Source organism: Microlunatus sp. YIM B11417 (assembly GCF_059617205.1).
On sequence record NZ_JCAMPJ010000004.1, the window covers coordinates 444,325 to 468,298 of the forward strand.

The 23,974-nt window shown below is 70.4% G+C and carries 27 protein-coding genes; 11 read left to right on the forward strand and 16 right to left on the reverse strand.

Annotation, left to right across the window (positions count from 1 at the left end):
- Positions 1-51: 51 nt before the first annotated feature.
- Positions 52-408, reverse strand: coding sequence for a VOC family protein (locus AC6CCG_RS21545; protein ID WP_496656701.1), 357 nt, complete (start codon positions 406-408; stop codon positions 52-54).
- Between the two features lie 65 nt (positions 409-473).
- Between AC6CCG_RS21545 and AC6CCG_RS21550 the strand changes: the two genes are divergently transcribed.
- The 3 genes from AC6CCG_RS21550 (at position 474) to AC6CCG_RS21560 (ending at position 2,883) form a co-directional block, all read left to right on the forward strand.
- Complete coding sequence (locus AC6CCG_RS21550; RefSeq protein WP_496656702.1) at positions 474-1,064, forward strand: DNA-3-methyladenine glycosylase; 591 nt, start codon at positions 474-476, stop codon at positions 1,062-1,064.
- A gap of 120 nt (positions 1,065-1,184) precedes the next feature.
- The gene (locus AC6CCG_RS21555; RefSeq protein WP_496656703.1) at positions 1,185-2,318 is read left to right on the forward strand and encodes an SH3 domain-containing protein; all 1,134 of its coding nucleotides are present in this window, start codon (positions 1,185-1,187) and stop codon (positions 2,316-2,318) included.
- Positions 2,319-2,418: 100 nt separating this feature from the next.
- A complete protein-coding gene (locus AC6CCG_RS21560) occupies positions 2,419-2,883 on the forward strand; it encodes a hypothetical protein (RefSeq protein WP_496656704.1) in 465 nt (154 codons plus the stop codon).
- Between the two features lie 235 nt (positions 2,884-3,118).
- Here AC6CCG_RS21560 and AC6CCG_RS21565 read toward each other — a convergent pair whose 3' ends face one another.
- Together AC6CCG_RS21565 and AC6CCG_RS21570 are read right to left on the reverse strand one after the other, a co-directional pair.
- Positions 3,119-4,267 carry a serine hydrolase domain-containing protein gene (locus AC6CCG_RS21565; protein ID WP_496656705.1) on the reverse strand — a complete coding sequence of 383 codons (1,149 nt, stop codon included), beginning with the start codon at positions 4,265-4,267 and terminating at the stop codon, positions 3,119-3,121.
- Between the two features lie 11 nt (positions 4,268-4,278).
- Positions 4,279-4,779 (reverse strand): SRPBCC family protein, encoded by a 501-nt coding sequence (locus AC6CCG_RS21570; RefSeq protein ID WP_496656706.1) that lies wholly within the window; start codon positions 4,777-4,779, stop codon positions 4,279-4,281.
- Positions 4,780-4,915: 136 nt separating this feature from the next.
- Here AC6CCG_RS21570 and AC6CCG_RS21575 point away from each other — a divergent pair, with 136 nt between their 5' ends.
- Complete coding sequence (locus tag AC6CCG_RS21575; protein ID WP_496656707.1) at positions 4,916-5,071, forward strand: hypothetical protein; 156 nt, start codon at positions 4,916-4,918, stop codon at positions 5,069-5,071.
- A 71-nt stretch (positions 5,072-5,142) separates the two neighbouring features.
- On the opposite strand, the gene AC6CCG_RS21580 is transcribed toward AC6CCG_RS21575, so the two are convergent.
- From AC6CCG_RS21580 to AC6CCG_RS21605, 6 genes are all read right to left on the reverse strand, one after another.
- A complete protein-coding gene (locus AC6CCG_RS21580) occupies positions 5,143-5,913 on the reverse strand; it encodes a M50 family metallopeptidase (RefSeq protein WP_496656708.1) in 771 nt (256 codons plus the stop codon).
- 3 nt (positions 5,914-5,916) lie between these two features.
- A complete protein-coding gene (locus tag AC6CCG_RS21585) occupies positions 5,917-7,446 on the reverse strand; it encodes a deoxyguanosinetriphosphate triphosphohydrolase family protein (RefSeq protein WP_496656709.1) in 1,530 nt (509 codons plus the stop codon).
- A gap of 48 nt (positions 7,447-7,494) precedes the next feature.
- A complete protein-coding gene (locus AC6CCG_RS21590; protein WP_496656710.1) occupies positions 7,495-7,824 on the reverse strand; it encodes a YciI family protein in 330 nt (109 codons plus the stop codon).
- Between the two features lie 35 nt (positions 7,825-7,859).
- On the reverse strand, positions 7,860-8,648 hold the full coding sequence (locus AC6CCG_RS21595; protein ID WP_496656711.1) for a DUF899 family protein: 789 nt from the start codon (positions 8,646-8,648) through the stop codon (positions 7,860-7,862).
- Between the two features lie 24 nt (positions 8,649-8,672).
- Positions 8,673-10,064 (reverse strand): MFS transporter, encoded by a 1,392-nt coding sequence (locus tag AC6CCG_RS21600; RefSeq protein WP_496656712.1) that lies wholly within the window; start codon positions 10,062-10,064, stop codon positions 8,673-8,675.
- Between the two features lie 90 nt (positions 10,065-10,154).
- Complete coding sequence (locus AC6CCG_RS21605) at positions 10,155-10,730, reverse strand: dihydrofolate reductase family protein (RefSeq protein ID WP_496656713.1); 576 nt, start codon at positions 10,728-10,730, stop codon at positions 10,155-10,157.
- A gap of 247 nt (positions 10,731-10,977) precedes the next feature.
- On the opposite strand from AC6CCG_RS21605, the gene AC6CCG_RS21610 reads away from it, so the two are divergent.
- The 4 genes from AC6CCG_RS21610 to pgi are packed head-to-tail and all read left to right on the forward strand — an operon-like array spanning position 10,978 to position 14,985.
- The gene (locus AC6CCG_RS21610) at positions 10,978-11,514 is read left to right on the forward strand and encodes a hypothetical protein (protein WP_496656714.1); all 537 of its coding nucleotides are present in this window, start codon (positions 10,978-10,980) and stop codon (positions 11,512-11,514) included.
- Positions 11,481-12,668, forward strand: a complete 1,188-nt coding sequence (locus tag AC6CCG_RS21615; RefSeq protein ID WP_496656715.1) for a sensor histidine kinase — start codon at positions 11,481-11,483, stop codon at positions 12,666-12,668. The genes AC6CCG_RS21610 and AC6CCG_RS21615 overlap by 34 nt, the downstream gene beginning before the upstream one ends.
- Positions 12,665-13,273, forward strand: coding sequence for a response regulator transcription factor (locus tag AC6CCG_RS21620; protein WP_496656717.1), 609 nt, complete (start codon positions 12,665-12,667; stop codon positions 13,271-13,273). The genes AC6CCG_RS21615 and AC6CCG_RS21620 overlap by 4 nt, the downstream gene beginning before the upstream one ends.
- 35 nt (positions 13,274-13,308) lie before the next feature.
- Positions 13,309-14,985, forward strand: coding sequence for a glucose-6-phosphate isomerase (gene pgi / locus AC6CCG_RS21625; RefSeq protein WP_496656718.1), 1,677 nt, complete (start codon positions 13,309-13,311; stop codon positions 14,983-14,985).
- A gap of 212 nt (positions 14,986-15,197) precedes the next feature.
- Here pgi and abmR read toward each other — a convergent pair whose 3' ends face one another.
- The gene (abmR, locus tag AC6CCG_RS21630) at positions 15,198-15,947 is read right to left on the reverse strand and encodes an ATP-binding transcription factor AbmR (protein WP_496656720.1); all 750 of its coding nucleotides are present in this window, start codon (positions 15,945-15,947) and stop codon (positions 15,198-15,200) included.
- 84 nt (positions 15,948-16,031) lie between these two features.
- Positions 16,032-16,670: a SanA/YdcF family protein gene (locus AC6CCG_RS21635; RefSeq protein ID WP_496656721.1), complete on the reverse strand. Its 639-nt coding sequence runs from the start codon at positions 16,668-16,670 to the stop codon at positions 16,032-16,034.
- A gap of 36 nt (positions 16,671-16,706) precedes the next feature.
- On the opposite strand from AC6CCG_RS21635, the gene AC6CCG_RS21640 reads away from it, so the two are divergent.
- The gene (locus tag AC6CCG_RS21640; RefSeq protein ID WP_496656722.1) at positions 16,707-17,489 is read left to right on the forward strand and encodes an Fpg/Nei family DNA glycosylase; all 783 of its coding nucleotides are present in this window, start codon (positions 16,707-16,709) and stop codon (positions 17,487-17,489) included.
- Positions 17,490-17,959: 470 nt separating this feature from the next.
- Here AC6CCG_RS21640 and AC6CCG_RS21645 read toward each other — a convergent pair whose 3' ends face one another.
- Both AC6CCG_RS21645 and AC6CCG_RS21650 read right to left on the reverse strand, forming a co-directional pair.
- On the reverse strand, positions 17,960-18,262 hold the full coding sequence (locus tag AC6CCG_RS21645; protein WP_496656723.1) for a hypothetical protein: 303 nt from the start codon (positions 18,260-18,262) through the stop codon (positions 17,960-17,962).
- Between the two features lie 164 nt (positions 18,263-18,426).
- The gene (locus tag AC6CCG_RS21650; protein ID WP_496656724.1) at positions 18,427-18,660 is read right to left on the reverse strand and encodes a hypothetical protein; all 234 of its coding nucleotides are present in this window, start codon (positions 18,658-18,660) and stop codon (positions 18,427-18,429) included.
- A 338-nt stretch (positions 18,661-18,998) separates the two neighbouring features.
- Between AC6CCG_RS21650 and AC6CCG_RS21655 the strand changes: the two genes are divergently transcribed.
- Positions 18,999-19,991 carry a phosphotransferase enzyme family protein gene (locus tag AC6CCG_RS21655; protein ID WP_496656725.1) on the forward strand — a complete coding sequence of 331 codons (993 nt, stop codon included), beginning with the start codon at positions 18,999-19,001 and terminating at the stop codon, positions 19,989-19,991.
- Between the two features lie 6 nt (positions 19,992-19,997).
- Here the strand turns inward: AC6CCG_RS21655 and AC6CCG_RS21660 are convergent, their stop codons facing one another.
- The 3 genes from AC6CCG_RS21660 to AC6CCG_RS21670 form a co-directional block, all read right to left on the reverse strand.
- Positions 19,998-20,789, reverse strand: coding sequence for a hypothetical protein (locus tag AC6CCG_RS21660; protein ID WP_496656726.1), 792 nt, complete (start codon positions 20,787-20,789; stop codon positions 19,998-20,000).
- Between the two features lie 51 nt (positions 20,790-20,840).
- Complete coding sequence (locus tag AC6CCG_RS21665) at positions 20,841-21,314, reverse strand: GNAT family N-acetyltransferase (protein ID WP_496656727.1); 474 nt, start codon at positions 21,312-21,314, stop codon at positions 20,841-20,843.
- A 73-nt stretch (positions 21,315-21,387) separates the two neighbouring features.
- Positions 21,388-23,304: a glycogen debranching N-terminal domain-containing protein gene (locus AC6CCG_RS21670; RefSeq protein WP_496656728.1), complete on the reverse strand. Its 1,917-nt coding sequence runs from the start codon at positions 23,302-23,304 to the stop codon at positions 21,388-21,390.
- A gap of 129 nt (positions 23,305-23,433) precedes the next feature.
- Here AC6CCG_RS21670 and AC6CCG_RS21675 point away from each other — a divergent pair, with 129 nt between their 5' ends.
- Positions 23,434-23,958, forward strand: a complete 525-nt coding sequence (locus AC6CCG_RS21675) for a GNAT family N-acetyltransferase (RefSeq protein WP_496656729.1) — start codon at positions 23,434-23,436, stop codon at positions 23,956-23,958.
- Positions 23,959-23,974 lie beyond the last annotated feature (16 nt).

Consider the following 23,974-nt stretch of genomic DNA (forward strand, 5'->3'; position numbering starts at 1 on the left):
CCCTGAGCTTGTCGAAGGGCAGGGCGATCCCGGCTCGGCCCTTCGACAGGCTCAGGGTGCGATCGGCCGCGAGAAGTCGAAGCTGACACCGGGGACGTCTTCGACCTCGACGACCGCGGAGCGTTCGCCGTACTCCATGTCGACCGGCCCGCGGAGGATCCGCGCGCCGCGATCGACGGCTGCCGCGGCGTCGGCGTCGACGTCGTCGGTGGCCAGGTGGACGACCAAGTGCGCGGTGGTCGCGCCCGGTTCGGACGGGGCGTTGATCCAGACCGGGATGCCGGACGGCGGCAGTACCGAGGCGAACCGGCCGAAGTCGCTCTCGATCGTCCAGCCGAAGATGTCGCTGAGCGCGCGGACCGCTCGCGAGGGATCGTCCATGATCAGCGTCACTGCGCGGATGGTCATGGGACGCCACACTAGCCCCTGACTACCATCATGATCATGATCCGATTCCGGGAGCACTGCCGCCGATGATCGATCTTGCCCGCCCGGTGGCGCAGGTGGCGCCGCGGCTGCTGAACGCGGTGCTGCGGAACGGCGACGTCGCGGTCCGGCTGACCGAGGTGGAGGCGTACGACGGCGCGAACGACCCGGCCTCGCACGCGTTCCGGGGCCTGACCCAGCGGAACGCGATCATGTTCGGCCCGCCCGGGTTCCTCTACGTGTACTTCTCCTACGGCGTGCACTGGGCCGCGAACGTCGTCTGCGGCCCCGACGGGAGATCGGCCGCGGTGCTGCTCCGGGCCGGCGAGGTGATCGACGGGATCGAGCTGGCCCGGAGCCGGCGGCTGTCGGCGACGAAGGATCGTGATCTTGCTCGCGGCCCGGGCCGGCTCACCCAGGCGCTCGGGCTGACCGGCGAGCATCGCGGCGCGGACCTGTTCGGCGACGGCCCGGTCTCGCTGACCCTCGCGGACCGCCCGGCGCGCGGTGTGGCGAGGGGACCGCGAGTCGGCGTGTCGGTCGCGGCGGACCGGGCCTGGCGGTTCTGGATCGACGGTGATCCCAGCGTGTCGCCGTACCGGAGGAGCCCGCGTGCTCCCGTACCGGCAGAGTCCTGAAAGCCCTGGTCCGGGGCGCTTCCTGCAGGTTTTTTGCGGTCAGGTTTGCCCAATCCGGCACCCGTGTGGTTAGACTGCCAGCGTTTGGTAACGGTTTGATAAACGCAGGAGGCAGATTTCGTGGTACGACCCCGCCGCGCGGCGCGACCGCCCATGATCATCCGGATCGCCCGCATCGGGATCCCGGTCGTGGTTGCGGGAGCCCTGGCGACGGGGGTTGCTGTGGCGTATTGGCCCCAACAAGAGTCAGTCACTGCGGAGCCACCAATCCCCTCGTCAGCGACACCGCTGACCGACACCCGCGAGGACCGGCCGGATCGGAGCACCGACCGCCCGTCCACGCCACCGACCACCGCTGACAAGGCGGCCAAGGAGAAGGCCGCCAAGGAGAAGGCGGCGAAGGAGAAGGCCGCCAAGCAGAAGGCCGCCGACAAGAAGGCAGCCGAGGAGCAGGCCGCGAAGGACAAGGCGGCCAAGGAGAAGGCCGAGCGGGAAGCCGCCGAGAAGAAGGCCCAGGAGGAGAAGGAATCGGACAGCGACTCCGAGGGAGCGGGGTCGCAGAAGTCCGGTGGGGACTCGGAGGAGAAGTCGGGGGACTCGGGATCCGAGGATGCGTACCGGGCGCCGACTGACTGGGAGGAAGTCGGCGACCGGTACGTGACCACGGCCCTGAATCTCCGCGTGGAGCCGTCGCCGGACGGCGAGATCATCAAGGTCCTGCCGGAGGGCGAGAAGGTCACCGCGACCTCGACCAAGAAGGGCGACTACACGCTGGTCGTCTACTCGGACGAGCCGCGCTGGCTGGCCACCGAGTACCTGTCCAAGACGAAGCCGGAGCCTCGCGAGGACGACGGCGGTGACTCCTCGGACGGGTTCTCGATGGAGCCGTGCCCGAGCGGGTCCGGCGTCGAGGACGGCCTGACCCAGGACGCCATCCGGGTGCACCGCGCCATCTGCGCCAAGTTCCCGTCCATCACCGAGTACGGTGGCGTCCGGGCTGCTGCCTACGGCTACCACGGCTCCGGCCGGGCGGTCGACGCGATGGTCGACGGCGATCTCGGCTGGGAGGTGGCCCGCTGGCTGCGCGCGAACGCCAAGGCCCTCGGCGTGATGGAAGTGATCCACGCGCAGAAGATCTGGACGGTCCAGCGCAGCAGCGAAGGCTGGCGCTCGATGGAGGATCGCGGCTCGGCGACCGCGAACCACTACGACCACGTGCACGTCTCCGTGTACGGCAACGAGGGCACCGGATAGTCCATCGCCACACCTCTGCCCGGCCGGAACTTGTCCGGCCGGGCAGAGGCATGTCTAAAGTTCCTTGTGCGGTGCGTCACACCGTGCCTAGAGTTCAGCTGTGGGCTGGCTGGTGCTCGGATACCTGGTGTTCGCCGGCCTGCTGTGCGGACTGGCGGCCCTCTGGTGGGCCCGATCCCGGTGGCTGCGGCGCCGTCGATTCGAGACCCCCGAGACCGACCTGCTGGAGCGGGTCGCCGAGGCCGTACGACAGCGGGCCGAGCATCATCGCAACGTGTCCGCACTCCGGCACCAGTGCGGCATCCCGATCGAACGCCTGGCGGCCGACCTGCGCCGGCTTCGCCGGATCATCGCCGTCGACGCCAGCTCCTCGGCGGCCCACCAGCTCGGCAACCGGCTCGCGTACGACCGCCTGCTGATCCAGTGCTGCGAGATGCTCGGCATCGAACACGAACTCGACACCGACACCGCCGGCCACGCCCGCGACATCGAACGCCTCCGCGTCGAGGCCGAACTCGAACGCGCCGGCGTCGTCCTCTCCACCGGCTACGGCCGAGCCGCCTGAAACTCCTCCGCCGACCGGTCACCAAAGCAGGCGTTTGGGCGGCGTGTCGCTGCAGTAGTGACCGGTCGGCGTGGAGGTCGCGCGGGGCCGGGGATCGGGCTGGGCCCCGGCTCCGCGACGAGTGACGGGCGGCCGGTGGGCGGGACCCGGGCGGGCCAAGACCCGCGAACACCGGCGCGGGTGGGTTGATGGTGCGGGGACAAGCGCTGCGCCCAGTCCCAAGGGCGGCGCGCGGCTAGACCCTGGGCTCGAGGGTGGCGACGACCTGGTCGGAGATCCGGCTCCGGAACGGGTTCAGCTCGGACCACTCGCGGGACGGGTGGACCCGGTTGGTGAGCAGGACCAGGACCAGGTCTCGGGACGGGTCGATGGTGATCGAGGTGCCGGTGTAGCCGGTGTGGCCGATCGCCGGGGTGTCGGCGAGCTTGCCCATGAAGCCGGTCTGGCCGATCCGGAAGCCCAGGCCCTGCTGGAAATCGGGGTTCAGTCCGTCCGGCAGCTGCGGCCTCGCCATCTCGGCCAGGGTCTCCGGCCGCAGGCCGAGGGCCGAGCCGTCGCCGCCGAGTCCGGTCAGCACGGCCCGGCCGAAGGTGAGCAGGTCGGCGGCCGTACCGAAGATGCCGGCGTTGCCGGCGATCCCGCCGAGCGAGGCGGCGTTCTCGTCGTGCACGATGCCGCGGTTGTCCTGGGCCGGTTCGTCCGGGCCGGCCGGGGGCAGGTCGCGGGACCAGGCGATCGGCCGCATCTCGGTCGCCGCGATCCGCTCCTTGGCGATCCCGGCGGCCAGGGGTCGGTAGCCGGTGTCGGTCAGGCCGAGCGGCCGGCAGATCCGGTTGATCACGGCGTGCGCGAGGTCCATCCCGGTGATCGCCTGGTAGAGCAGGCCGAGGTTGAGGTAGCCGACGCACGAGTAGCGGAAGGCGGCGCCCGGCGGCGTCTCCAGCGGGGCCTCGAGGACGGCGCGGACCCGGGCGTCCGGGTCCGGCTCATGCCACAGCCCCAGTACGGCAGCGAGCCCGCTCGTGTGGGTGAGCAGTTGCCGCACGGTCACCGAGGACCGCTCCGGATCGGACCACGCCTCGAGGTAGTCCGCGACCGGTGCGTCCAGCTCCAGCTGCTCCTGGTCCACCAGTTGCATGATCAAGATCGCGGTGAACAGCTTGGTCAGCGAGGCCAGGTCGAAGACCGTGTCGGCCGCCATCGGCGTCCGCTGCTCGTCCGGCACCCGGGTGCCGTCGAGGTCCGCATAGCGGTAGGCGTCGCCGACCATGATCACGTCGCACTCACCGCCATGATCGACGGCGCAGACCGCGCCGGGGAACAGCGGCCGGGGATGGGCGGCAATGCCGCTGCGGAGCAACCGTGCCAACGGTTCGGTGTCCATGGCCATCGAGCCTATCCCGCCCCGGACCGGGCCGCCGCGAGCACCTCGGGATCGCTGCACCCGTTGGCGAATCCGGCGATCCGGCGGCGGATGTCCCGGCCGAGCAGCCAGCTGCCGATCGGCTCCAGCACCCGCCGCGCCCAGGCCGGCCGGCAGCTGAAGGTGTACTTCCAGGTCGCCACGGTGCCGCCCTCGCCGTCCGGTACGAACCGCCAGCCGCCGCCGAAGGTCTCGAAGAACCAGGGCCCGCGTTCCATGGTCATGCCGACGTTGCCGGTGTCCCGGCCGGGTGCCGGCGGCGCGTACGAGACGTACCTGCTGATCATGGAAAGACCGTGCCGGGACCGGGTGAAGGTCCGGACGCCGCGACCCGCCTCGGTCGCGTCGTCGAGGAAGTGCTGGCGCCGGATGAACGGGTCCCAGCGAAGCCGGGTCGGCCCGGTGGTCTGCGAGACGGCGAAGGCGGTCGCGGGGTCGACGGCGACCCGTACCCGTGCCTCCACCTGCGGCATCTCTGACCTCCCAGCCGTGTGGGCGAGATCATAGCCGCCGGCTTCGGAACGGCTTGTCCGGCGAGGTAAGATTAATTCGAAATCGAAAGTTTCGACGCCGAAGCTGCCACCAGTCAACCCTGTGAAAGGACCACGCATGTCACGCCTCGCGAAGGCTCTCCGAAGCCGCCGTGAGACCATCCGGACCCGCCGCGAGATCAACCGCGCCATCAGCACCGCCGCCACGCCGGCGATGCGCGATGAGCTGATCCTGGTCGCGCAGCGTCACGGCGTCTTCAGCCCACACCGCTGATCGAACTTCCCTTCCTCCCCAACTGACCAGGACTCCCGGCTTCGGCCGGGAGTCCTTTGTTTTCCGGGGATTCAGCCGGCCAGCGCAAGGAGCCGTTGGATCATCCCCGGCAGCAGGAAGCTGACCCCGAGGACCAGGCCGGCCACGTTCGCGGCCAGGAACAGCAGCGACCAGCCCAGCGCCGGCAGCCGGGTCAGCCCGGCCAGCTGGGCGGCGTCCGAGCCGGCGGTCTGCGGGTGGTTCCGGTGCCGGATCAGTTCGATCACCGGCTTCGGCGCGGCGATCAGCAGGATCCAGGTGATCAGGTACGCGACGCCGGACTGGACCGTGGGCGGCGCGTACCAACTGATCGCGACCAGGACGGCGCCGACGCCGAGAATCACCAGCAGCCCGTAGAAGTTGCGGATCTGCACCAACAGCAGGGCGAGCAAGATCAACAACAACCAGAGCAGCCCCACGCTGCGCCCGGCGGCGAGCAGCAGGGCCGCGCCGATGCCCACCACGGCCGGTCCGAGATAGCCGGCCGCGAGCATGATGATCATGCCCGGTCCGTCGGGCCGGCCGCTGGACAGCGTGACGCCGGAGGTGTCCGAGTGCAGCCGGATCCCGTGCAGCCGGCGACCGGTCAGCAGCGCCGCGACGCCGTGCGCACCCTCGTGGGTGATCGTGATCAACAGCCGGGTGACCGGCCAGACCGGCCGCAGCAGCACGGCCAGCGCGGCGATGGCCGCGATGATCAGGATCACCTCGATCGGCGGCGCCGGTTGCACCGACACCGCGCGGTTGATGATCTCCCGCAGCACCGTCCCGGCGGCCGCGGCGAACTCCTGCAACGAATCCAAGGGTCAGACCGCCCCGCTCCACAGGATGCTGTTACCGCCGGAGAGCCGGGACGAGAACGCGATCGCCTGCTCGTCGGTCAGGCCGCTCACGTAGTCGATGATGCCGCGGCCCCGCCCCATCCGGGCCAGGTCGCCGTCACCGGTCCGGCCGCCCAGCCATGCGGGCCGCTCCTCCGCCAGCCTCCGGTACGCCAGCGTCGCGATCCGGACCAGGTCGAGCAGCCGCCGCGGCGCCCGGCCGGCGTCCAGCCGGTCCGACAGCCAGTCGTCCAGGGCGGCGACCAAGCGGGACAGGATCTCGGCCTGGCCGCGCTGGAACATCGCCAGGTCCGGCCGTTCCAGGATGAAGTAGGCGTGCACGAACTTGAGCACCTGGACCCGGTGCCAGGCCTCCGGGGTGGGCTCGACCCAGCCGGCCCGGATCTGCGGCGCGGGATCCAATCGGGCGGCGGCGATGAACTCGTCGATCCAGCGCCCGGTGAAGCCCGAGATGGTCCGGTCGGCCGCCATCGACCCGTCGTACGGCCGGTCCAGCACCCCGTCGACGAACTCGTCACCGACCCGGGCCACCGCCGCCGCGAACAGCTCCTCGTCGAAGATCCAGCCGTCCCGGTCCTGCAGCCGGCGCCGCAGCCGCTCCAGTCCGGCGCCGGGCTTGCGGTCCAGCTGTTGCACGGCTTCGGGTTCCAGGCCGGCCAGCGTCTTCCGGTCGGCCGCCCAGGCCCGGAACTCGGCCGACACGGGCGAGAACTGCAGCACCCCGGACCGGTGGAAGTCCTCCAGGTCGTGCAGTGAGTAGGCGATGTCGTCGGCCAGGTCCATCACCGAGCACTCGACGGTCTGCCGGCCCGGCTCGAGCATCGGGAACGCGGCCCGTGCCGCGATCAGTTCGTGCAGGTCGATCACGTACGCCGAGAACTTCGCCGATCCCGGACCGTCGACGCCGACCCGAGCCCCGCGCGGCATCTCGGGCCAGCCGCTCGGATGCGGCTCCGGTACGTCGAGCCGCCCCCACGGATACTTCAGCACCGCCGCCCGCACCGCCGCGGTGAGGTTCAGCCCCTCGTCGCCCGGGCCGCGCACCTCGAGCTCGGTGATGATCCGGTACGTCTGCGCGTTGCCCTCGAACCCGTCGTGCAGGCCGAACCGCTGCCGGGCCAGCTGGTCCAGCACCCGCTCGCCCAGATGCCCGAACGGCGGATGGCCGAGATCGTGCGCGCTGGCCGCGGCCTGCACGACGACCTGATCCAGCCCGCCCAGCTCGTCCAACCGGTCCGACGGCTCGCTCCGGACCAGCCGCTCGGCCAGCGCCCGGGCGACCGCGGTGACCTTGATCGTGTGGGTCAGCCGGTTGTGCACGACGCCGGCCGTCGCGGCCGAGGCGACCACCTGGGTCACTTCGGCCAGCCGGGAGAACGACGGCGCGAAGCGGATCCGTTCCAGATCCGTCCGGTACGGCGACGAGCCGACCGGGGCGCCGTCCCGGACGATCTGCTCCGCGCGCGCCCGGGCCTGCCGGCTCTCCGTACCCATAGTGGGGCCCAACTTAGCGCCGTGCCCAGCGGCCGGAGCGCCCGGCCGTCATTCCCAGAAGGGCCGGATCTCAACGCTCCCGCGGCGCGCGTACGGGTGACTGGCCGCGATCTCGATCGCGTCGTCGAGGTTCTCGCACTCGATGGCGACCACACCGCCGACGAAGTCCTTGGTCTCGGCGAAGGGCCCGTCGGACACGAGCACCTCTCCGCTGCGGACCCGGATCGTCGTCGCGTTGACCGTCGGCAGGAGCCGCGCACCCCACAGCTCGGAGCCGCGGACCTTCTCCTCCCAGACCTTGTGCACCGGGTCGGCGGCCATCTCCGCCGTCGACGGCGGATCGACCTCGTCGTCACAGATCAACAGCACGTACTTCATGACACCTCCGGTCTCGGTTCTGCCTGCAGCGGGCATCAGCCACAAGCGCCACATCCGCCGGACGTGGGTGGTGACGATGGTGCCGCGGTCGTCGGTGCTGCGCCACCGGTGAGGTCGTCGGACCGGCCGGCGCGGATCCGCGACCACTGGGCGATCGGGCGGCCGTCGACGCGGAACGTCTCCCCGTGGCCCTGCGGCCAGCCCTGGGGCGAGTCCTCCCACGGCTCCTGTCGCCCGTAGATGGTCAGGTCCATCAGCCGGTAGTTGATGTCGACGGCCTCGACGCCGCGGAGGGTGGTCCAGTAGGTCTCGAAGACGCGGTCGCCGCGCCGGAGATAGCAGACCACGTGCATCATGCCGGCCTGCCGCCCGACCAGGAGCGTCTCCAGCGAGTCCTGCGCCGAGTACCAGGGCATCGACCAGTTCATGAAGTCGTGGTAGCGCACACTTTCCTCGTACGGCCCCTGACAGAACACCGCGTACGTGATGTCCCGGGAATGGACGTACGACAGCTCGTCGAGCTGCGTGTTGTTCCAGGTGCACCCCTCGCACTGCCCGGCCGCGGGCCGACCCGGGTACCACATGAAGTAGTACGTGATCAGCTGCTGCCGGCCCTCGAAGGTGTCGATCAGCGGCACCGGCCCGTTCGCACCGATCAGCGGGGTGGACGGGTCGACCTCGACCACGGGCAGCCGGCGCCTGGCCGCGGCGATGGCGTCGCCGGCCCGGGTGTGCGCCTTCTCCCGGGTCCGCAGCTCGGCCAGTTCCGCCTCGAAGGTGGCGCGGTCGGCGATCGCGGGTTCGGGAACGTTCTCGATGGTCATCTCAGACTCCTCTGGATCGGATGGTCAGGCTCGCCGGCCGGCGAACCCGATCGCGGCGGTGACCAGCGCGAGCGCGGCCACGACGCCGATGAACAGGAAGGCCAGGTGGAACCCGGCCAGGCCGGAACCGGCCACCAGCACGGTCGACACCGCGGCGACGCCGGCCGCACCGCCGACCTCGCGCATCGTCTCGACCAGCCCGGAGGCCAGTCCCGAGTCCTTCTCGGGTACCCCGGCCAGCGCGCCGACCTGCAACGCCGGAACACACAGCCCGAAGCCGATCCCGGCGGCCAGGAACGACGGCAGTAGATCGGTCCAGTAGTGACCCGCCGCGGGCACCCGGCCGAGCCAGACCGCGCCGGCGGCGAACAGGCCGAGCCCGACGACCAGCAGCGGCCGGACCCCGACCAGCGCGGTCAGCCGGCCGCCGATCATGGCCACCGGGAAGATCGTCGCCGTGGTGGCGAGCCAGGCCACGCCGGTCAGCTGCGGCGAGTAGCCGAGCACCTGCTGCATCAGCAGCGAGGCGATGAAGATGAAGGAGAGGAAGGCGCAGGTGGTCAGGAACGCTGCGGCGTTGGCCACCACCAGGGTCCGGTTCCGCCAGGTCGACGGCGGCACCAGCGGGTTGGCGGTGCGGCGTTCGATCCGTACGAAGGCGACCAGCAACGCCACGGCCGCAGCGCCCAGCGCCAGGGTCGACCAGGCCAGCCAGCCATGGGTGGCGCCGTGATGGAGCGCGTACACCAGGAGCAGCAGGCCGCCGGTCACCGTCGTCGCGCCGGCCGTGTCCAGCCGGGCGGTCCGGCGGGTCTCCCGGTCGGCGGTCAGGAAGACGACGGCGAGTGTGATCATGACGAGACCCGCCGGGACGTTGATCAGGAAGCCCCAGCGCCACCCCGGCCCGCCGGTGAGCAGGCCGCTGGCCACCACCCCGACCGAGCCGGAGACGCCGCCGACGGCGCCGAAGACGCCGAGCGCGCGGTTCCGCTCGCGCCCCTCGGCGAAGCTGACCGCGAGCAGCGACAGGGCGGTCGGGGCGATCAGCGCGGCGCCGAAGCCCTGGACCGCCCGCGCCGCGATCAGCTGCCACGCCTCGGCGGCGAGGCCGGCCAGCAGCGACGAGGCGGTGAAGACCGCGAGGCCCGCGACGAAGACCCGCTTGCGGCCGAATTGGTCGGCCAGCCGTCCGCCGAACAGCAGGAAGCCGCCGAGCAGCAGCCCGTAGGCCACGACCACCCATTGCACGGCCCCGGGGCCGACTCCGAGGTCGCGCTGGATCGACGGCAACGCGACGTTGACGATCGCCATGTCCAGGCCGACCATCGCGTCGGCCGCGCAGGCCAGGCCCAGCACCAGGCCTGCTCCGGCGGTCCGGGCCGGCACCGGCATGGTCCGGGTTGCTGCGTACGACATCGGACTCTCCCTCCGTGAAGCCTTCTTTGCCCCACCGACGAAGAGTCACGACCCGAGATCGACACCGCCGCCAAGAAATCTCCGGAAAGTTCAGCGCACCACCCGATAGCGGAGGTGGGTGACGTCGCGCCCCTCGAGCCGGCGCACCGGCTCCAGCTCCACCGTCTCGTCGGCGAGCTCGTCGAACAGTCGCCGGCCCCGGCCCAGCAGCACCGGCACCAGCTGGATCTCCAGCTCGTCCAGCTGGCCGGCTCGGAGCAGCGCCTGGGCCGCACCGGCGCCGTGCACCAGCACCGGTCGGTCACCGGCGGCGGCCCGGGCCAGCCGGGCGCACTCGGCGACGTCGCTGATGAACCGGGCGTGGCCGATCGGCCGGTCCTGCTCGGTGACGGTGCGGGTCAACACGAAGATCGGCACCCCGTCGTGGTGGTCGCCGTTCCAGTGCCCGGCCAGCTCGAACGTGCGCCGGCCGCTGATCACGGCACCGGTCGCGAGTCCTTCGCGGTACACCTGGCCGTTCGGCCCGTCGCCGAACCGGTCGTCCAGCCAGTTGAACAGCCGGAAGCCGCGCCGCCCCATCTCCTGGCCGCGGCGGTCGTCCTCGCCGGCGATGAAGCCGTCGAGGGACATGGACATGTAGAGCCGGATCGGGTTGGCCTGGTTCATGGTCTGCTCCTTCTCATGTGGTCTGTTGTGAGTCCGTACGGAGCCGTCCGGGCGAATCCGACAGAACGACCGCAACTACGTCCGAGTGCGTAGTGACGAGCCGGCACGCTGCGCCGGATGTTGAGCCGACGGCCGTTGCTCGTCCGACGACAGCAGACGTCCGCTCGGCGAGGATTCCGGAATGACAGAAATCACTGGTCGGGTCCACCGGGGTCCGGGCAGGGTTGGCGTCAGCGAGGAGGGCGAGATGGCGACCACGACGACGGCGGCCGGGTCACCGATCCGGCTGCGGCTCAGGACTCCGGTACGCAAGCTCGTGCTGTTGCTGCACATCATGTCCGCGGGAATCTGGATCGGACTGGATGTGGCGATGGCGTTCGCGGTCTTCACCGGCCTGACCACCGACGATCCGCGGCTCGCCGCTTCGCTGTTCCAGGCCCTGGAGACGATCACCGTGGTGCCGCTGCTCTGCGCCGGCCTGGTCTGCCTGATCACCGGGCTCTTCCTCGGCTGGGGTTCGCGGTACGGGATCGTCCGCTACTGGTGGGTGTTGATCAAGCTGGTGCTGAACTTGATCTTGACCTTGCTGGTTCCGTTGTCCCTGCTCGGCGGGGTGCAGGAGGTCGGCGAGTACGGGCGGCAGCTGGCCGCCGACCCGGCCGCGACCGCGGACCTGGACAACATCATCTACCCGCCGATCGTCTCGCCCACCGCGCTGACCTTCGCGATGGTGCTCGCGGTCTTCAAGCCGTGGGGCCGGATCCGGAAGCGGCGCTCGGCGTGATCAACGGGGCCGACCTGCGCTCGCTGCCACGGCTGTTCTACCGGCACTGGTGGCAGGTGCTGACGCCGCTCAGCCTGATCATGCTCGGCTATCCGATCCGGACCGCGGTCGAGGCCGGGCCGACTCGGCCGACGTCCATGATCAGCTTCGCGGGCGCGCTGCTGTTCGCGGTCGGCTTCACGTACCTGATGTGCTGGCTCCGGCCCGCCACGCTGCTGGTCGGGCCGCCGCCGGCGGCCGCGCTGTGGCTGCGCCGGGGACTGGTCGTCGGGCTGGCGGTGCTGTTGATCATGCTGGCCCAGCTGACCGGGCCGGCCTGGTTGTCGCTGTTCTTCCACGTCGGGATGGCCGTCGGCGTGATGCTGCCGGCCCGCGAGGCGTACGTCGGCGTCGCCGTGCTGGTGGTGGTGCTGTTCGTGCTGGGCTGGCCGTACGGGCTGTCGTTCCTGGGGCTGCCGGCCGGGCTGCTCGGGCTGTGGGGCGCGGCGACGATCGGCCAGACGGCGAACCTGGCCGAGTTGATCACGGCGCGGCGGCGGCTGGCCGAGCTGGCCGTGGCCGAGGAGCGGTTGCGGTTCGCCCGGGACCTGCACGACCTGCTCGGGCACAGCCTGTCCCTGATCAGCTTGAAGACCGAGCTGGGGGAGAAGTTGATCGACACCGATCCGGTACGGGCTCGCGCGGAGATCGCCGACGCGCACGTGGTGGCCCGGCGCTCCCTGCGCGAGGTCCGCGAGGCGGTGGCCGGCTATCGCCGCCCGGTCCTCACCGCCGAGCTCGACGGCGCCCGGGAACTGCTCGAGTCGGCCGGCATCGAGACCGTGATCGATGATCAGCTCGACGGCAGCCCGGTCCGGCACGACGCGGTGCTGGCCTGGGCCGTCCGGGAGGCGGTGACGAACGTGGTCCGGCACAGCGGTGCCGCCCGCTGCCGGATCGAGTTGCGCCGGTCCGACCGGGTGATCTCGCTGGTCGTCGACGACGACGGCCGCGGACAGGAGCGGACCCCGCCGGCCCGATCCGGTCCGGGCAGCGGGCTGGCCGGCCTGGCCGAGCGGGTCCGCCAGGCCGATGGGGCGACCCTGACCATCGAGGATCTCGGGCCCGGCTTCCGGCTCCGGGTCAGTGTGCCGGCCGAACCGGAGGTGCCATGATCATCAAGGTGCTGATCGCCGAGGACCAGGCGATGGTGCGCGGGGCGCTGTCCGCGCTGCTCTCGCTGGAGGGCGACATCGAGATCGTCGCGGAGGTGTCCCGCGGCGACGAGGTGCTGCCGGCCGCCCTGACGGGCCGGCCGGACGTCGCGCTGCTGGACATCGAGATGCCCGGCACCGACGGCATCAGCGCGGCGACCGAGCTGACCCGGCAGTTGCCGGGGACCAAGATCATCATGCTGACCACGTTCGGCCGGACCGGCTACCTGCGGCGGGCGATGGCGGCCGGCGCGGTCGGCTTTCTGCTCAAGGACGCGCCGGCGTCCGAGCTGGCCGAGGCGGTCCGGCAGGTCGCGGCCGGGGAGCGGGTGATCGATCCGGATCTTGCGATCACCGCGGTCCGCGACGGAGAGAATCCCTTGACCGAACGGGAGCGGGACGTGCTCCGGGCCGCCTCCGACGGGGCGTCGATCAATGCCGTGGCGGACCGGCTGCACCTGTCTCCCGGCACCGTACGCAACTATCTCTCCAACGCGATCCGCAAGCTCGGCACCAGCAACCGGGTCGAGGCGGCCCGCCGCGCCGAGGTCAAGGGCTGGCTCTGATCCCGGCCCGGATCCTGCCCTGGCAGGATGGCCCCATGAGCGCACCGGTGGACCCGACTCGAACCGAGGCCTGGCGGACCCTGTCCGGGCTGGCCGACTCGCTGCGACCCGACCTGCGGGCCTGGTTCGCCGACGACCCCGACCGGGCCGAGCGGCTCACCGTCGACGCCGCCGACCTGCGGGCCGACCTGTCCAAGAACCTGATCACCGACGAGGTCGTCGCAGCGCTGCTCGCCCTGGCCGGCGAGGTCGGGCTGCCCGAACGGATCGCGGCGATGTTCGCCGGCGAGCACATCAACGTCACCGAGGACCGGGCGGTGCTGCACACCGCGCTGCGGGCCCCGGCCGGCGAACGGCTGGAGGTGGACGGCCACGAGGTCGTCGAGGAGGTGCACGCCGAGCTGGCCAAGGTGTACGCCTTCGCCGACCGGGTCCGCAGCGGGGAGTGGACCGGTGTCACCGGCAAGCCGATCAGCACGGTGATCAACATCGGCATCGGCGGATCTGATCTTGGTCCGGTGATGGCGTACGAGGCGCTGAGGCCGTACGTCAAGGAGGGCCTGGAGGCCCGGTTCATCTCCAACATCGACCCGACCGACCTGGCCACGAAGACGGCCGGCCTGGACCCGGAGACGACGCTGTTCATCGTGTCCTCCAAGACGTTCGGCACCTTGGAGACGCTGACCAACGCCCGGCTGGCCCGGGCCTGGCTGCTGGACGGCCTGCGCTCCGCCGGGGCGATCGACGGCGGAGACGATCAAGCCAAGACCGCGGTGGCGAAGCACTTCGTCGCGGTGTCGACGGCGCTGGACAAGGTGGCCGCCTTCGGCATCGACCCGGCGAACGCGTTCGGGTTCTGGGACTGGGTCGGCGGTCGCTACTCGGTCGACTCGGCGATCGGGACCTCGCTCGCGGTGGCGATCGGGCCGGAGCGGTTCGCCGAGTTCCTGGCCGGCTTCCGGGCGATCGATGATCATTTCCGGACCGCCGAACCGGCCCGCAACCTGCCGGTGCTGCTCGGCCTGCTCAACGTCTGGTACGGCAACTTCCTCGGCGCGGCCACCCACGCCGTGCTGCCGTACTCGCAGTATCTGCACCGGTTCCCGGCCTACCTGCAGCAGCTGACCATGGAGTCCAACGGCAAGGGCGTCCGTTACGACGGCTCGCCGGTCACGACCGAGACCGGCGAGGTGTTCTGGGGCGAGCCGGGCACCAACGGCCAGCACGCGTTCTATCAGCTGATCCACCAGGGCACCCGGCTGATCCCGACCGACTTCATCGCGTTCGCGAACCCTGCGCACCCACTGCGGGACGGCGACACCGATGTCCACGAGCTGTTCCTGGCCAACTTCTTCGCCCAGACCGCGGCCCTGGCCTTCGGCAAGACGCCCGACGAGGTCCGCGACGAGGGAACACCCGAGCCGATCGTGCCGGCTCGGGTGTTCTCGGGTAATCGCCCGTCGACCTCGATCATGGCTCCGGCGCTCACGCCGGCCGTGCTCGGTCAGCTGATCGCCCTCTACGAGCACCTGACCTTCGTCCAGGGTGCGATCTGGGGCATCGACAGTTTCGATCAGTGGGGGGTGGAGCTGGGCAAGCAGTTGGCCCTGCAACTCGCGCCGGCCGTCTCCGGCGACGAGGCGGCCCTGGCCGCCCAGGATTCCTCCACGCGCTCCCTGATCACCTACTACCGCACCCACAGAACCCGCTGACCGGTCACAAAAGCAGGCGTTCTGGCGGCGTGTCGCTGCAGAACTGACCGGTCGATCAGTGGGTTCGGGGTCGGGGCGGTGGTGGCCGGCGGAGTTCGGCCAGCAACCTCAGCAGCAGGGGTACGGCCTCCGGTGGCCCGGAGCGTCCCGGCTCGGGCCGCAGCACGATCCTCGAGCCGGGGATCCACAGCGCGGGCCCGACCGGCCCGCGCTCAATCGTCGGAATCGTCCTCGCGGTCGAGCCTCGGGCCGGCGGCACGGAGCTTGTCGACCTCGGCCATGGCGTCACGCAGCCCGGACAGCCAGGACTCGGTGTGCTCGCCGACCAGCTTGACGGCCCAGGCCAGCGCCTCGGACCGGGAGCGGGCGACGCCGGCGTCGACCAGCGTGTCCAGGACCTGCCGTTCGGGCTGACGGAGCCGCGTCATCACGGGAACCGAGATGTGCGTGAACAGCGTGCGGACGTCCCCGAGCTCGGCGCCCCAGGACACCTTCCGCCGGTACCGGGCCTGAGCCTCGTCGGCGATCTGCATCCGGGTGCCGCGGGTGTCGGCGCGGAACCGGCTGATCCGGCCCTCTGCCGCAGCGGTGTCGTCGGTCGTGTCGTCGGGCAGCGTGCCGATCACGAGGATCTCCTCGCGGTCGACACTGACCTCGACGTCGGAGAACCAACCGTCGGGCAGTCGTCCCTCGAACCAGGCCTGAGCGTCGTCGGCCGGCGGCAGATCAACGTTCTGCCAGCCGCCCGGTCGGCCGAAGCCGCGTCCGCCGCGTCGTTCGCCGTGATGGCGGCGACGCTCGCGCGGGTCGGCCTCGGTCTCGTCCGCGGCCGGCTCTTCAGATTCGCCGCGGCGGCGTCCCCGCCCGCGGCCTTCGCCGGCACCACGCCGGCGGTCGTCTCGTAGTCCGGGGCGTCCGCGGCGTTCCCGCGAGCCCTCGTCCCAAGGTGAGTGCCAGGTCATCTGACCCTCCTTTCGTTCTTACTTGATTACAGCATTACATGCTTGCACAAGCAAGTCAAACCTGATAGTGGAGCGGTGAGTGACTCAGGCCGTCGGTTCGGTCGGGTCGCGGCGGCTGATCAGGTCCCCGGCCGCCTTCAGGTACGCAAGCTGTTCACGGGCGGAACCGATCAGCCAAGGCCTGCGGTGCCGGCGGACGGAGTTGTCCCCGACGCCGTGGGCCACCAGCCCGAGGTGGCGGGCGATGCCGACCGCGCGGGCCAGGTGGTAGGTCTGCGTGACGATGATCAACTCGTGGCAGCCGTACAGGGTCTTGGCTCGCAGGCAGGAGTCGTACGTGTCCAGGCCGGCCCGGTCGGCCATGATCACGTCGGCCGGGACGCCGGCATCGGTCAGGTAGTCGATCATGGCGGCAGGCTCGTCGTACTCGGGCCGGACGCCGTCGCCCGACACCAGCAGCCGCTCCACCTTGCCCAGTTCGAAGAGCCGCCGGCCGAGCTCCAAGCGGGCCGAGAGGAACGAGGACGGATGTCCGTCCGGATGCACCTTCGCGCCGAGGATCATGGCCACCGGGGCTGCCGGTACGTCCTCGAGGCGGTGGAGGTGGCCGATCGCGGCACCGCGGACGTACCCGATCGAGGCGAGCAGTCCCAGCCCTCCCAGGACGGCGCCGCCGGTCGCGAGTCGGCCGAGGTTGTCGAGCAGAGGCGCGGGGCTGGTCACGCGACCACCCTAGGCGGGTGGGCCACAATGGGCGGCATGCCTGAAGGCGACACGGTCTGGCTGGCTTGTCGGCGGCTGCACGCCGCCCTTGCCGGTCGCCCGCTCGTCCGTGCCGAGCTGCGGGTGCCGTCGCTGGCGACGGTCTCCCTGGTCGGGCACGCGGTGCGTGAGGTGGTGTCCCGAGGGAAGCACCAGCTGTTCCGGTTCGACGACGGGCGTACGCTGCACAGCCATCTTCGGATGGACGGGACCTGGCGGATCTCCCCGGCCGGGCGGACGCCGCGGGGCGGGCCGCCGCACGAGATCCGGGCCCTGCTGGCGAACGCCGACCAGGTCGCCGTGGGCTATCGGCTGCCGGTGCTGGAACTGTTGCCGACCGCCGAGGAGGATCGGGTCCTCGGTCACCTCGGCCCCGATCTGCTCGGCCCGGACTGGGACCTCGACGAAGCCGTACGCAGACTCGGCGAAGCCTCCGAGCGGGCGATCGGCGAGGCCCTGCTCGACCAGCGCAACCTGGCCGGCCTCGGCACCTTCTATCGGGCCGAGATCTGTTTCCTGCAAGGAATCCACCCGCGCCGTCCGGTCGCCGACGTACCGAACCTGCGCCGTCTGGTCGACCGCGCCCACCGATTGATCATGGCCAACCGGGAGCGCCCCGAGCAGACCAGCACCGGCGACCTCCGCTCCGGCGCCCGAAGCTACGTGTACGGAAGGGCCGGCCAGCCCTGCCGCCGCTGCGGGACGATGATCAAGAGCGAGGAGTTCGGCCCGGAAGGCCAGGAACGCCTCAGCTACTGGTGCCCCCGCTGTCAGCCTTGATCATCGTCGAGACACTGCTCTCGCGCGCACGCAGGTCGGGCACCGTGCGGAGGCCGGAGCTAGGAGCTGTACAGGATTCCGCCGGATTCGGCGGTCGTCTGGGCCGGGCACTTCACCCAGGAGTACGAAAGGGCGCCGGGCGTGGACCATGACTCTGCGTCCCGGACGAACTTGGGACCACCGTCCCATGGATTGCAGATCACCGATGACTTGTAGAACCCGGAACCCGACCCACATCTCGAGAACCAGCCGTTCTTCGACAGGTAGTCATGGCAATCGGTCGGATACCCGGTGACGACAGGCGCCGCAGCAGCACTCGTCGCAGACGTCAGTCCCGCGAGCGCGACGGCGGTGACACCGGCTGCGGCCAACGCGACCCGACGCGCACGGGCTCCCTTGGACCTTCTCGTTGCTTCTGGCGACATAGCGGTCTCCCTTCGGTGAGTGGTCATGTGATCAGCGGCTGTCCGTCACCAGGTCCGGGTCTCGATGGCGCCGCCATCGCCCGGCCGAACCAGCTCGGTTCCGACGCAGTAGGCATTGGACTGTCCGCCCTGCCGCCATCCGCCGTACCGATGGACGGTGCCGTTCGGGCCTTCACAGATGGCAATCGCGCGCCAGGAACCCCCGTTCGGGTGCACGCACTGAGCACTCGAGTACTCGCGGAACGTATCGATGGCGGTGTGGCACGAACTCGGCCACGCCATGACGTCCACGTCGCCATCGGCAGTCGTGGTTGCGGCCTGCGCAGGCACCGACAGCGCGAGCGTCACTACGGCGACACCTGTCGAGGCAACGAGTGCCCCGACCCTGGCCATGACCGATCTCTCTCTGGGCATGATCTCCTCTAATCTTCGATATAGCGAAGGAAACCCCGAGATATCGACCATAACAGCGTTATGGGTCAGCGGCAATGGCACGGCGTCGGTCGGCCTGATCAGCCTTGATCATCGTCGAACACGAATCGCGTCACATCGGCCGGGAACTGTGACCACGCCAGCACATGCCGAGGTTTGATCATGAACAAGCCGTCGGCAGCTTCGGGTTGATAGTCGCGGTAGCGCGTGAGATAGCTCGCCTGGACACGCCGAAAGGATTCCTCGGTCAGGTCGTTCTCGAGCGTGAACACGCCCTCGACGATCACCACGTCGGTCGCGCTCTCCAGGTGCACCTGGATCCGTGGATTCGCCAGCAGACCCAGATCGGCCGAGCATGTGGTGCTCCGCCGGCGTCCGCCGTGCTGAACCAGAAGTGCTTCGACTGCTCCAAACGGTGGCGGACGTCCCTCCAGCCGAGGAGACGTTGTTCGCCGGAATCGTTGTAGCCATCGGGTAGACGCCCGGGCCGGGCCGTAGGTTCGGCCGGTGCCGCTTCGTCATTCATTCGAACCTCCGAAGTCGTCGGTCTGAACGACGCTAGGCGACGCCACCGACAGCCGCCGCCCGATCGGCGGACGGTTCGACCGTCCCTCCTGGCGGGTGGCTCATCATTCGGCGAGACTGACCCGTCATGATCAGACCCCCGGACGACGACGCCCTGCTGGAGTTGGTGCACCGGCATTGGCGGGGTGGCGAGGTCCGGCTGCGGCCCCCTCTCCGCGGCACCCATAACCTGACCCGGATCGTGGTCGCAGACCGGCCGATCGCCGTGCTCCGGCTGTATCAGACTCTTGATCATGATCGGGTGCTGGCCGAGCATCGGTTGCTGGACCGGTTGGCTACCGCTGACCTGCCGTTCCGGGTGTCGGCACCACGGCCGGCGCGTGACGGGGCGACGGTCGTCGAATCGCCCTGGGGTGCGGTCAGCCTGGTCGACTGGATCGAGGGCCGGCGCCCCGACCTCGACCGGATCGACGCGGCGCGGACGGCCGGGCGCGCCCTGGGCCGGCTCGCCGCTGCCCTGGCCTGCGTACCGGCGAAGGATGCCCCGTTCGACTGGCTCAGCACGGACCTCGGTCGGGCCGAGCTGGGCGACACGATGATCACAGCGCTCGGCGCCGCCGGCCTGCCCGGTGATCAGGTCGACTGGCTTCATGATCATTCCGACATGCAGGTTCGTGGCGCGAAGCTGCCGGCGCAGATCATCCACCGTGACGTCGGGGCCTACAGCCTGCTCGCAGTCGACGATCCGGAGATCAGGATCACCGGCGTGATCGATTTCGAGTTCGCCGGCCGCGACCTGCGGGTGAACGATCTGACCATCCTGCTGTATCAGAGCGGCTACCTGAACGGCGACGACTGGCGAACCAGGACTACGGCGCTGCTCGAGGGCTACGCCGAGACGGTCCGGCTGGATCCCGCCGAGATCATGATCATCCCCGAGTTGATCCTGGCCCGGGCGATCGGAGCGGTCGGCTGGCGAGCCAACTTGTGGCAGCGTGGCGCCGCCCGGCTGGAGGATGTCGCGTCCCGGGTCCCGGACGCCGTGCAGACCCAGCGCTGGATCGCGAGGCATGGCGCCGAACTGATCGACGTTCTCAGCTGCGTGATAGGGGCAGGCTGACCAGCCTCAGTTGGTGATCCGGCGCCGATACAGGCGAGTCGTGGGGAACTTCCAACGGTTGATCAGGTCCCGTACCGTCATGATCAACCGGGGACACGACCAGGCCTGGGAGGGCTTGTTCAGGACCCACCCGTCCCCGATCGTCACCGCCGCGTGGGCCAGCTTCCCGTGCTCGGTCCAGTACAGGACGGTGCCCGGGTCCCGATCATGGCCGGTCCCGCGGACGGGTTCGGTCTGCCGGTCCAGCCAGGCCTGGAACTGGTCCGGGAACACCTGGACGGTCGCCGTGTCCGGTACGCCGGCGGCGGCCACGACGTTGCCGTAGCAGTTCGGCCCGGAGCTGCTCGGGAAGGTCCCGGCGAGCCGCTTCGCCTCGGGCAGCAGGCGTTCGGCCCGCCGCCAGACCGACGCCGGCACGATCTCGTGCTGGCTGGGCTTGCGGTTGGTCTCAACCCAGCGCACCAGCAGCTCGTCTCCCGCGCGGGCGAGTTGCGACGGCCAGACGGGCTTCGGTTTGGGCCTGACCGATCGTCGCTGAGCGGCTGCCAGTGCCCGACGGCTGCGGTAGGGCAGAGCATCGAACTCGGCTTCGTCCAACCAGGTCCAGGCCCCGCGGTACACGCCGAACGTATCCCGCACCTCGTCGATCGGGTCTCCCTCGACGACCGGAACCGTCGCCGCAACCGCCGGAGCGAGAGGATCCAACGGAAACGGCTGTCGAGGCGGCGCGAACCAGCCGCGCCAGGACTCCACCAGGTCGTCACTGACCGCGATGTTGAGCACCGTACGTGTCCCCATGTCCACTCCCGTCGCCTGAAGTTGATCATCTGACCCGGTGCGGGACTCGGATCAGCGAGCGGACCAGGTGCGCTGCATCAGGAGGCACAAGCAGCGGTAGCGGTAGACGGTGCCGTCCGGACCCTCCTGGTCCCACTCGGCCGGCTCAGTCCCGAACTCCTGATAGCCCAGGCGGCGGTAGAGCCGGATGGCGCCGTCGTTGGATTCCTCGACGCCCAACGTGACCCGATCACAGCCATGATCACGAATCACCTGCTCGGCCCGGCCGATCAGTGCGGTCCCGATTCCCTTGTTCCGAAGGTCTTCCACGACATCGAACTGAAACACGGTCCCGGCACCGGGATGCTCGTCGTACCGGATCCCGATCTTGCCCGCGATCCGACCACCGGGCAGCACCGCGGCCAGATAGTCACCCGCCTGCTTCAGCCCGTCGATCACGTGCTGCCGGTGCGACGGTGTCCGAGTCCACCTGTCGACGTCGTCGCGGCGGAACGGCCTGATCACGACTCCGTCGAGGCCCGCCATAGCCCGCGACTCTGCCACACTCCGGTCGGCCGGCCAACGCGTTTTCGGTCCGCGCTGGGCGCGCCGAGCCGGCTCAGGGCAGGGCGCCGAGGGCGTGGGCGACGGTGACGGCGGCTGCGGCGGACCAGGCCTGAGGGCGGCAGGCGGCCGGGTACGGGACCGGGCGGCCTTCGCCGGACCAGAGTTCCGGCAGGCGCTGCTCGAAGAGGACCGAGGCTCGGAGCAGACCTTCGATCAGGCCCGCGCCGTGCTCGGTCAGGCCGGAGCGGACCAGGCCGTTGATCACGATCGCGGTGTCGTGCGGCCAGACCGAGCCGCAGTGGTAGCTGAGCGGGGAGTAGCCGCCGTCCTTGATCGACATCGTGCGGAGGCCGAGCCCCGAGTCCAATTCGGGCGTGGCGATCATGCGGGCCACCTGCCGCTCCTCGTCGGCGCCCAACAGCCCGGTGCCGAGCAGGTGGCCGATGTTGCTGGTCAGGGAGTCCACCCGTCGCTTCGATCCGTCCAGGGCCAGCGCCGGGTAGCGCTCGCCGTCCCGTTCGCACCAGAACGCGGCGCGGAACCGGTCGGCGAGATCGGCTGCCCAGGTACGGAAACGATCACTGCCGTCGAGGCCGAGCACATCCAGAAGTTCGGCGCCCTTGACCGCGGCCTCGTACGCATAGCCCTGCACCTCGGACAGCGCCACCGGACCGTCGGCCTGGCTGCCGTCGGTGAACCGCACGGCGTCGCCGGAGTCCTTCCAGCCCTGGTTGGCCAGCCCGCGGCCGCTGGCGTCGATGTACTCCAGGAAGCCGTCGCCGTCGGCGTCACCGAAGTCGATCATCCAGGACAGTGCGCCGGTCAACGCCGGGGCGAGTGCGGCCAACTCGGAGTCCGGGACTCCGCCGGCGCGCCAGGTGTCGTGCAGCAGGCAGACCCAGAGCGGCGTCGCGTCGATCGTCCCGTAGTAGCGCGGCGGCAGCCAGCTGTCCCCGTAGCCCTGGGTGGCTCGGCGCAACTCGTGGATGATCTTGCCCGGCTGCTCGCCGGTCTCCGGGTCCTCCTGACGGCCCTGCAGCCCGGCGAGGGTACGCAACGTACCCAGGGCCGGGCGGTGTTCAACGGGCAGCAACAGGCGCGCGGTCCACAGGCTGTCCCGGCCGAACAAGGTCAGGTACCAGGGCGCACCGGCCGCGAAGAACGCGTCGGCCGGCGAGTCGGGCAGGGCCATCCGCAGCGAGTCCAGATCGGTCAAGGCCAGCTCCAGCCAGCGACCCAGCCGAGGCTCCGGACGGTCGGCCAGCCGTGTCTCGGCGGTCCGTACGTGATCATGGACCGCGAGCCCGTCCCGGCCGGCCGCGATGATCACCGGCTGGAGGTCGGTCACCTCCGCCACCCAGGAGCAGGTCACCGAACCGCGGGCCGGAACCGTGACCGGCCACTCGATGATCATGGAACGCCGGTCGTCGGCCCGCCGCAGCCGGGCATCGGGGGCGGTGAGCGTCGTCGCGGTCCGTACGTCAGCCCAGGTCACCGACGCACCGTCCGGTTCCGGAAGTTCGATCGGTTCCACGGGAGTACCGGAGCGGATGGCGTCCATGCCGGCCTGGTCGGCGGCCAGCCGAAGCCGGACCACGCACTCCACCGGATGCTCGAGCACGGAGGAGACCGTGATCCGTTCGGTCACGGTGCCGGGCGCGACGGTGCGCTCCCGGTCGAGCCGGAGCACCGGGTCCGGGCTCGGCGCCACGCTCAGCTCGCGGAGCAGCGCGGTGAAGGTCGCGGCGGTGCCGGAGCCGAGTCGGGCGATCGATTCGCCGGCGCTCTCCCCACCGTCCGGTGCCACCACGGTCACGGTCGCCTCGCTGATCACGCGGCAGTCGGCGTGCAGCACGCCGTGCGCGGTCCGGGCGTCGGCCCGGATGCCACCGTCGGCGCCGGAGAGCACCTGGGTCGGCGCGGCGACCAAGATCAGCACATCGTGCAGCAGCGGATGCAGTCGGCTCATGGTGACGAGGCTATCGAGTGTCTGCCGTAAAGTGGGAGCGAGTCCGAGAGACGCTGCAGCGGCACGGCCGCCACGCTCGGGCCGGTCGGATGATCAATCCAAGGGCGTCCTCCAGGACTGGAGACGCAGATGGATGATCAACAGCGGATCGACTACGCCGTGCCGACGCCGGACCAGCACGAGGCTCTCCGGGCGATGGCCCGCCGCTGCTTCGCGGACACGTTCGCCCGGCACTACGATCCGGAGCCGTTCGGCGCCTTCCTGGACGGCAGCTACGGCCCGGACGGCAGCATGGCCCGCGATCTCGCCGACCCGGAGTTGCGGTGGTTCGCGGCGTTCGAGGCGACCCGCCCGATCGGGTACGCGAAGCTGACCCCGCTCCGCGCTCCGGCGGCGACACCGCTGCCCGGCGCCCTCGAACTGCAGCAGCTGTACGTACTGAAGGAATGGCACGGGACCGGCATCGCCGACCGCCTGATGGAGTGGGCCCTGGCCACCGCAGCTGACGCGCCGGAGCTCTATCTGACCGTCTTCGATCACAACGAGCGAGCGAAGCGCTTCTACGGACGTTACGGCTTCACCGAGGTCGGCCGTTGCACCTTCACACTCGGTGATCGCGTCGACGACGACCGGATCTGGTGCCGGCGCCCCTGAACGGGCGCCGGCACTC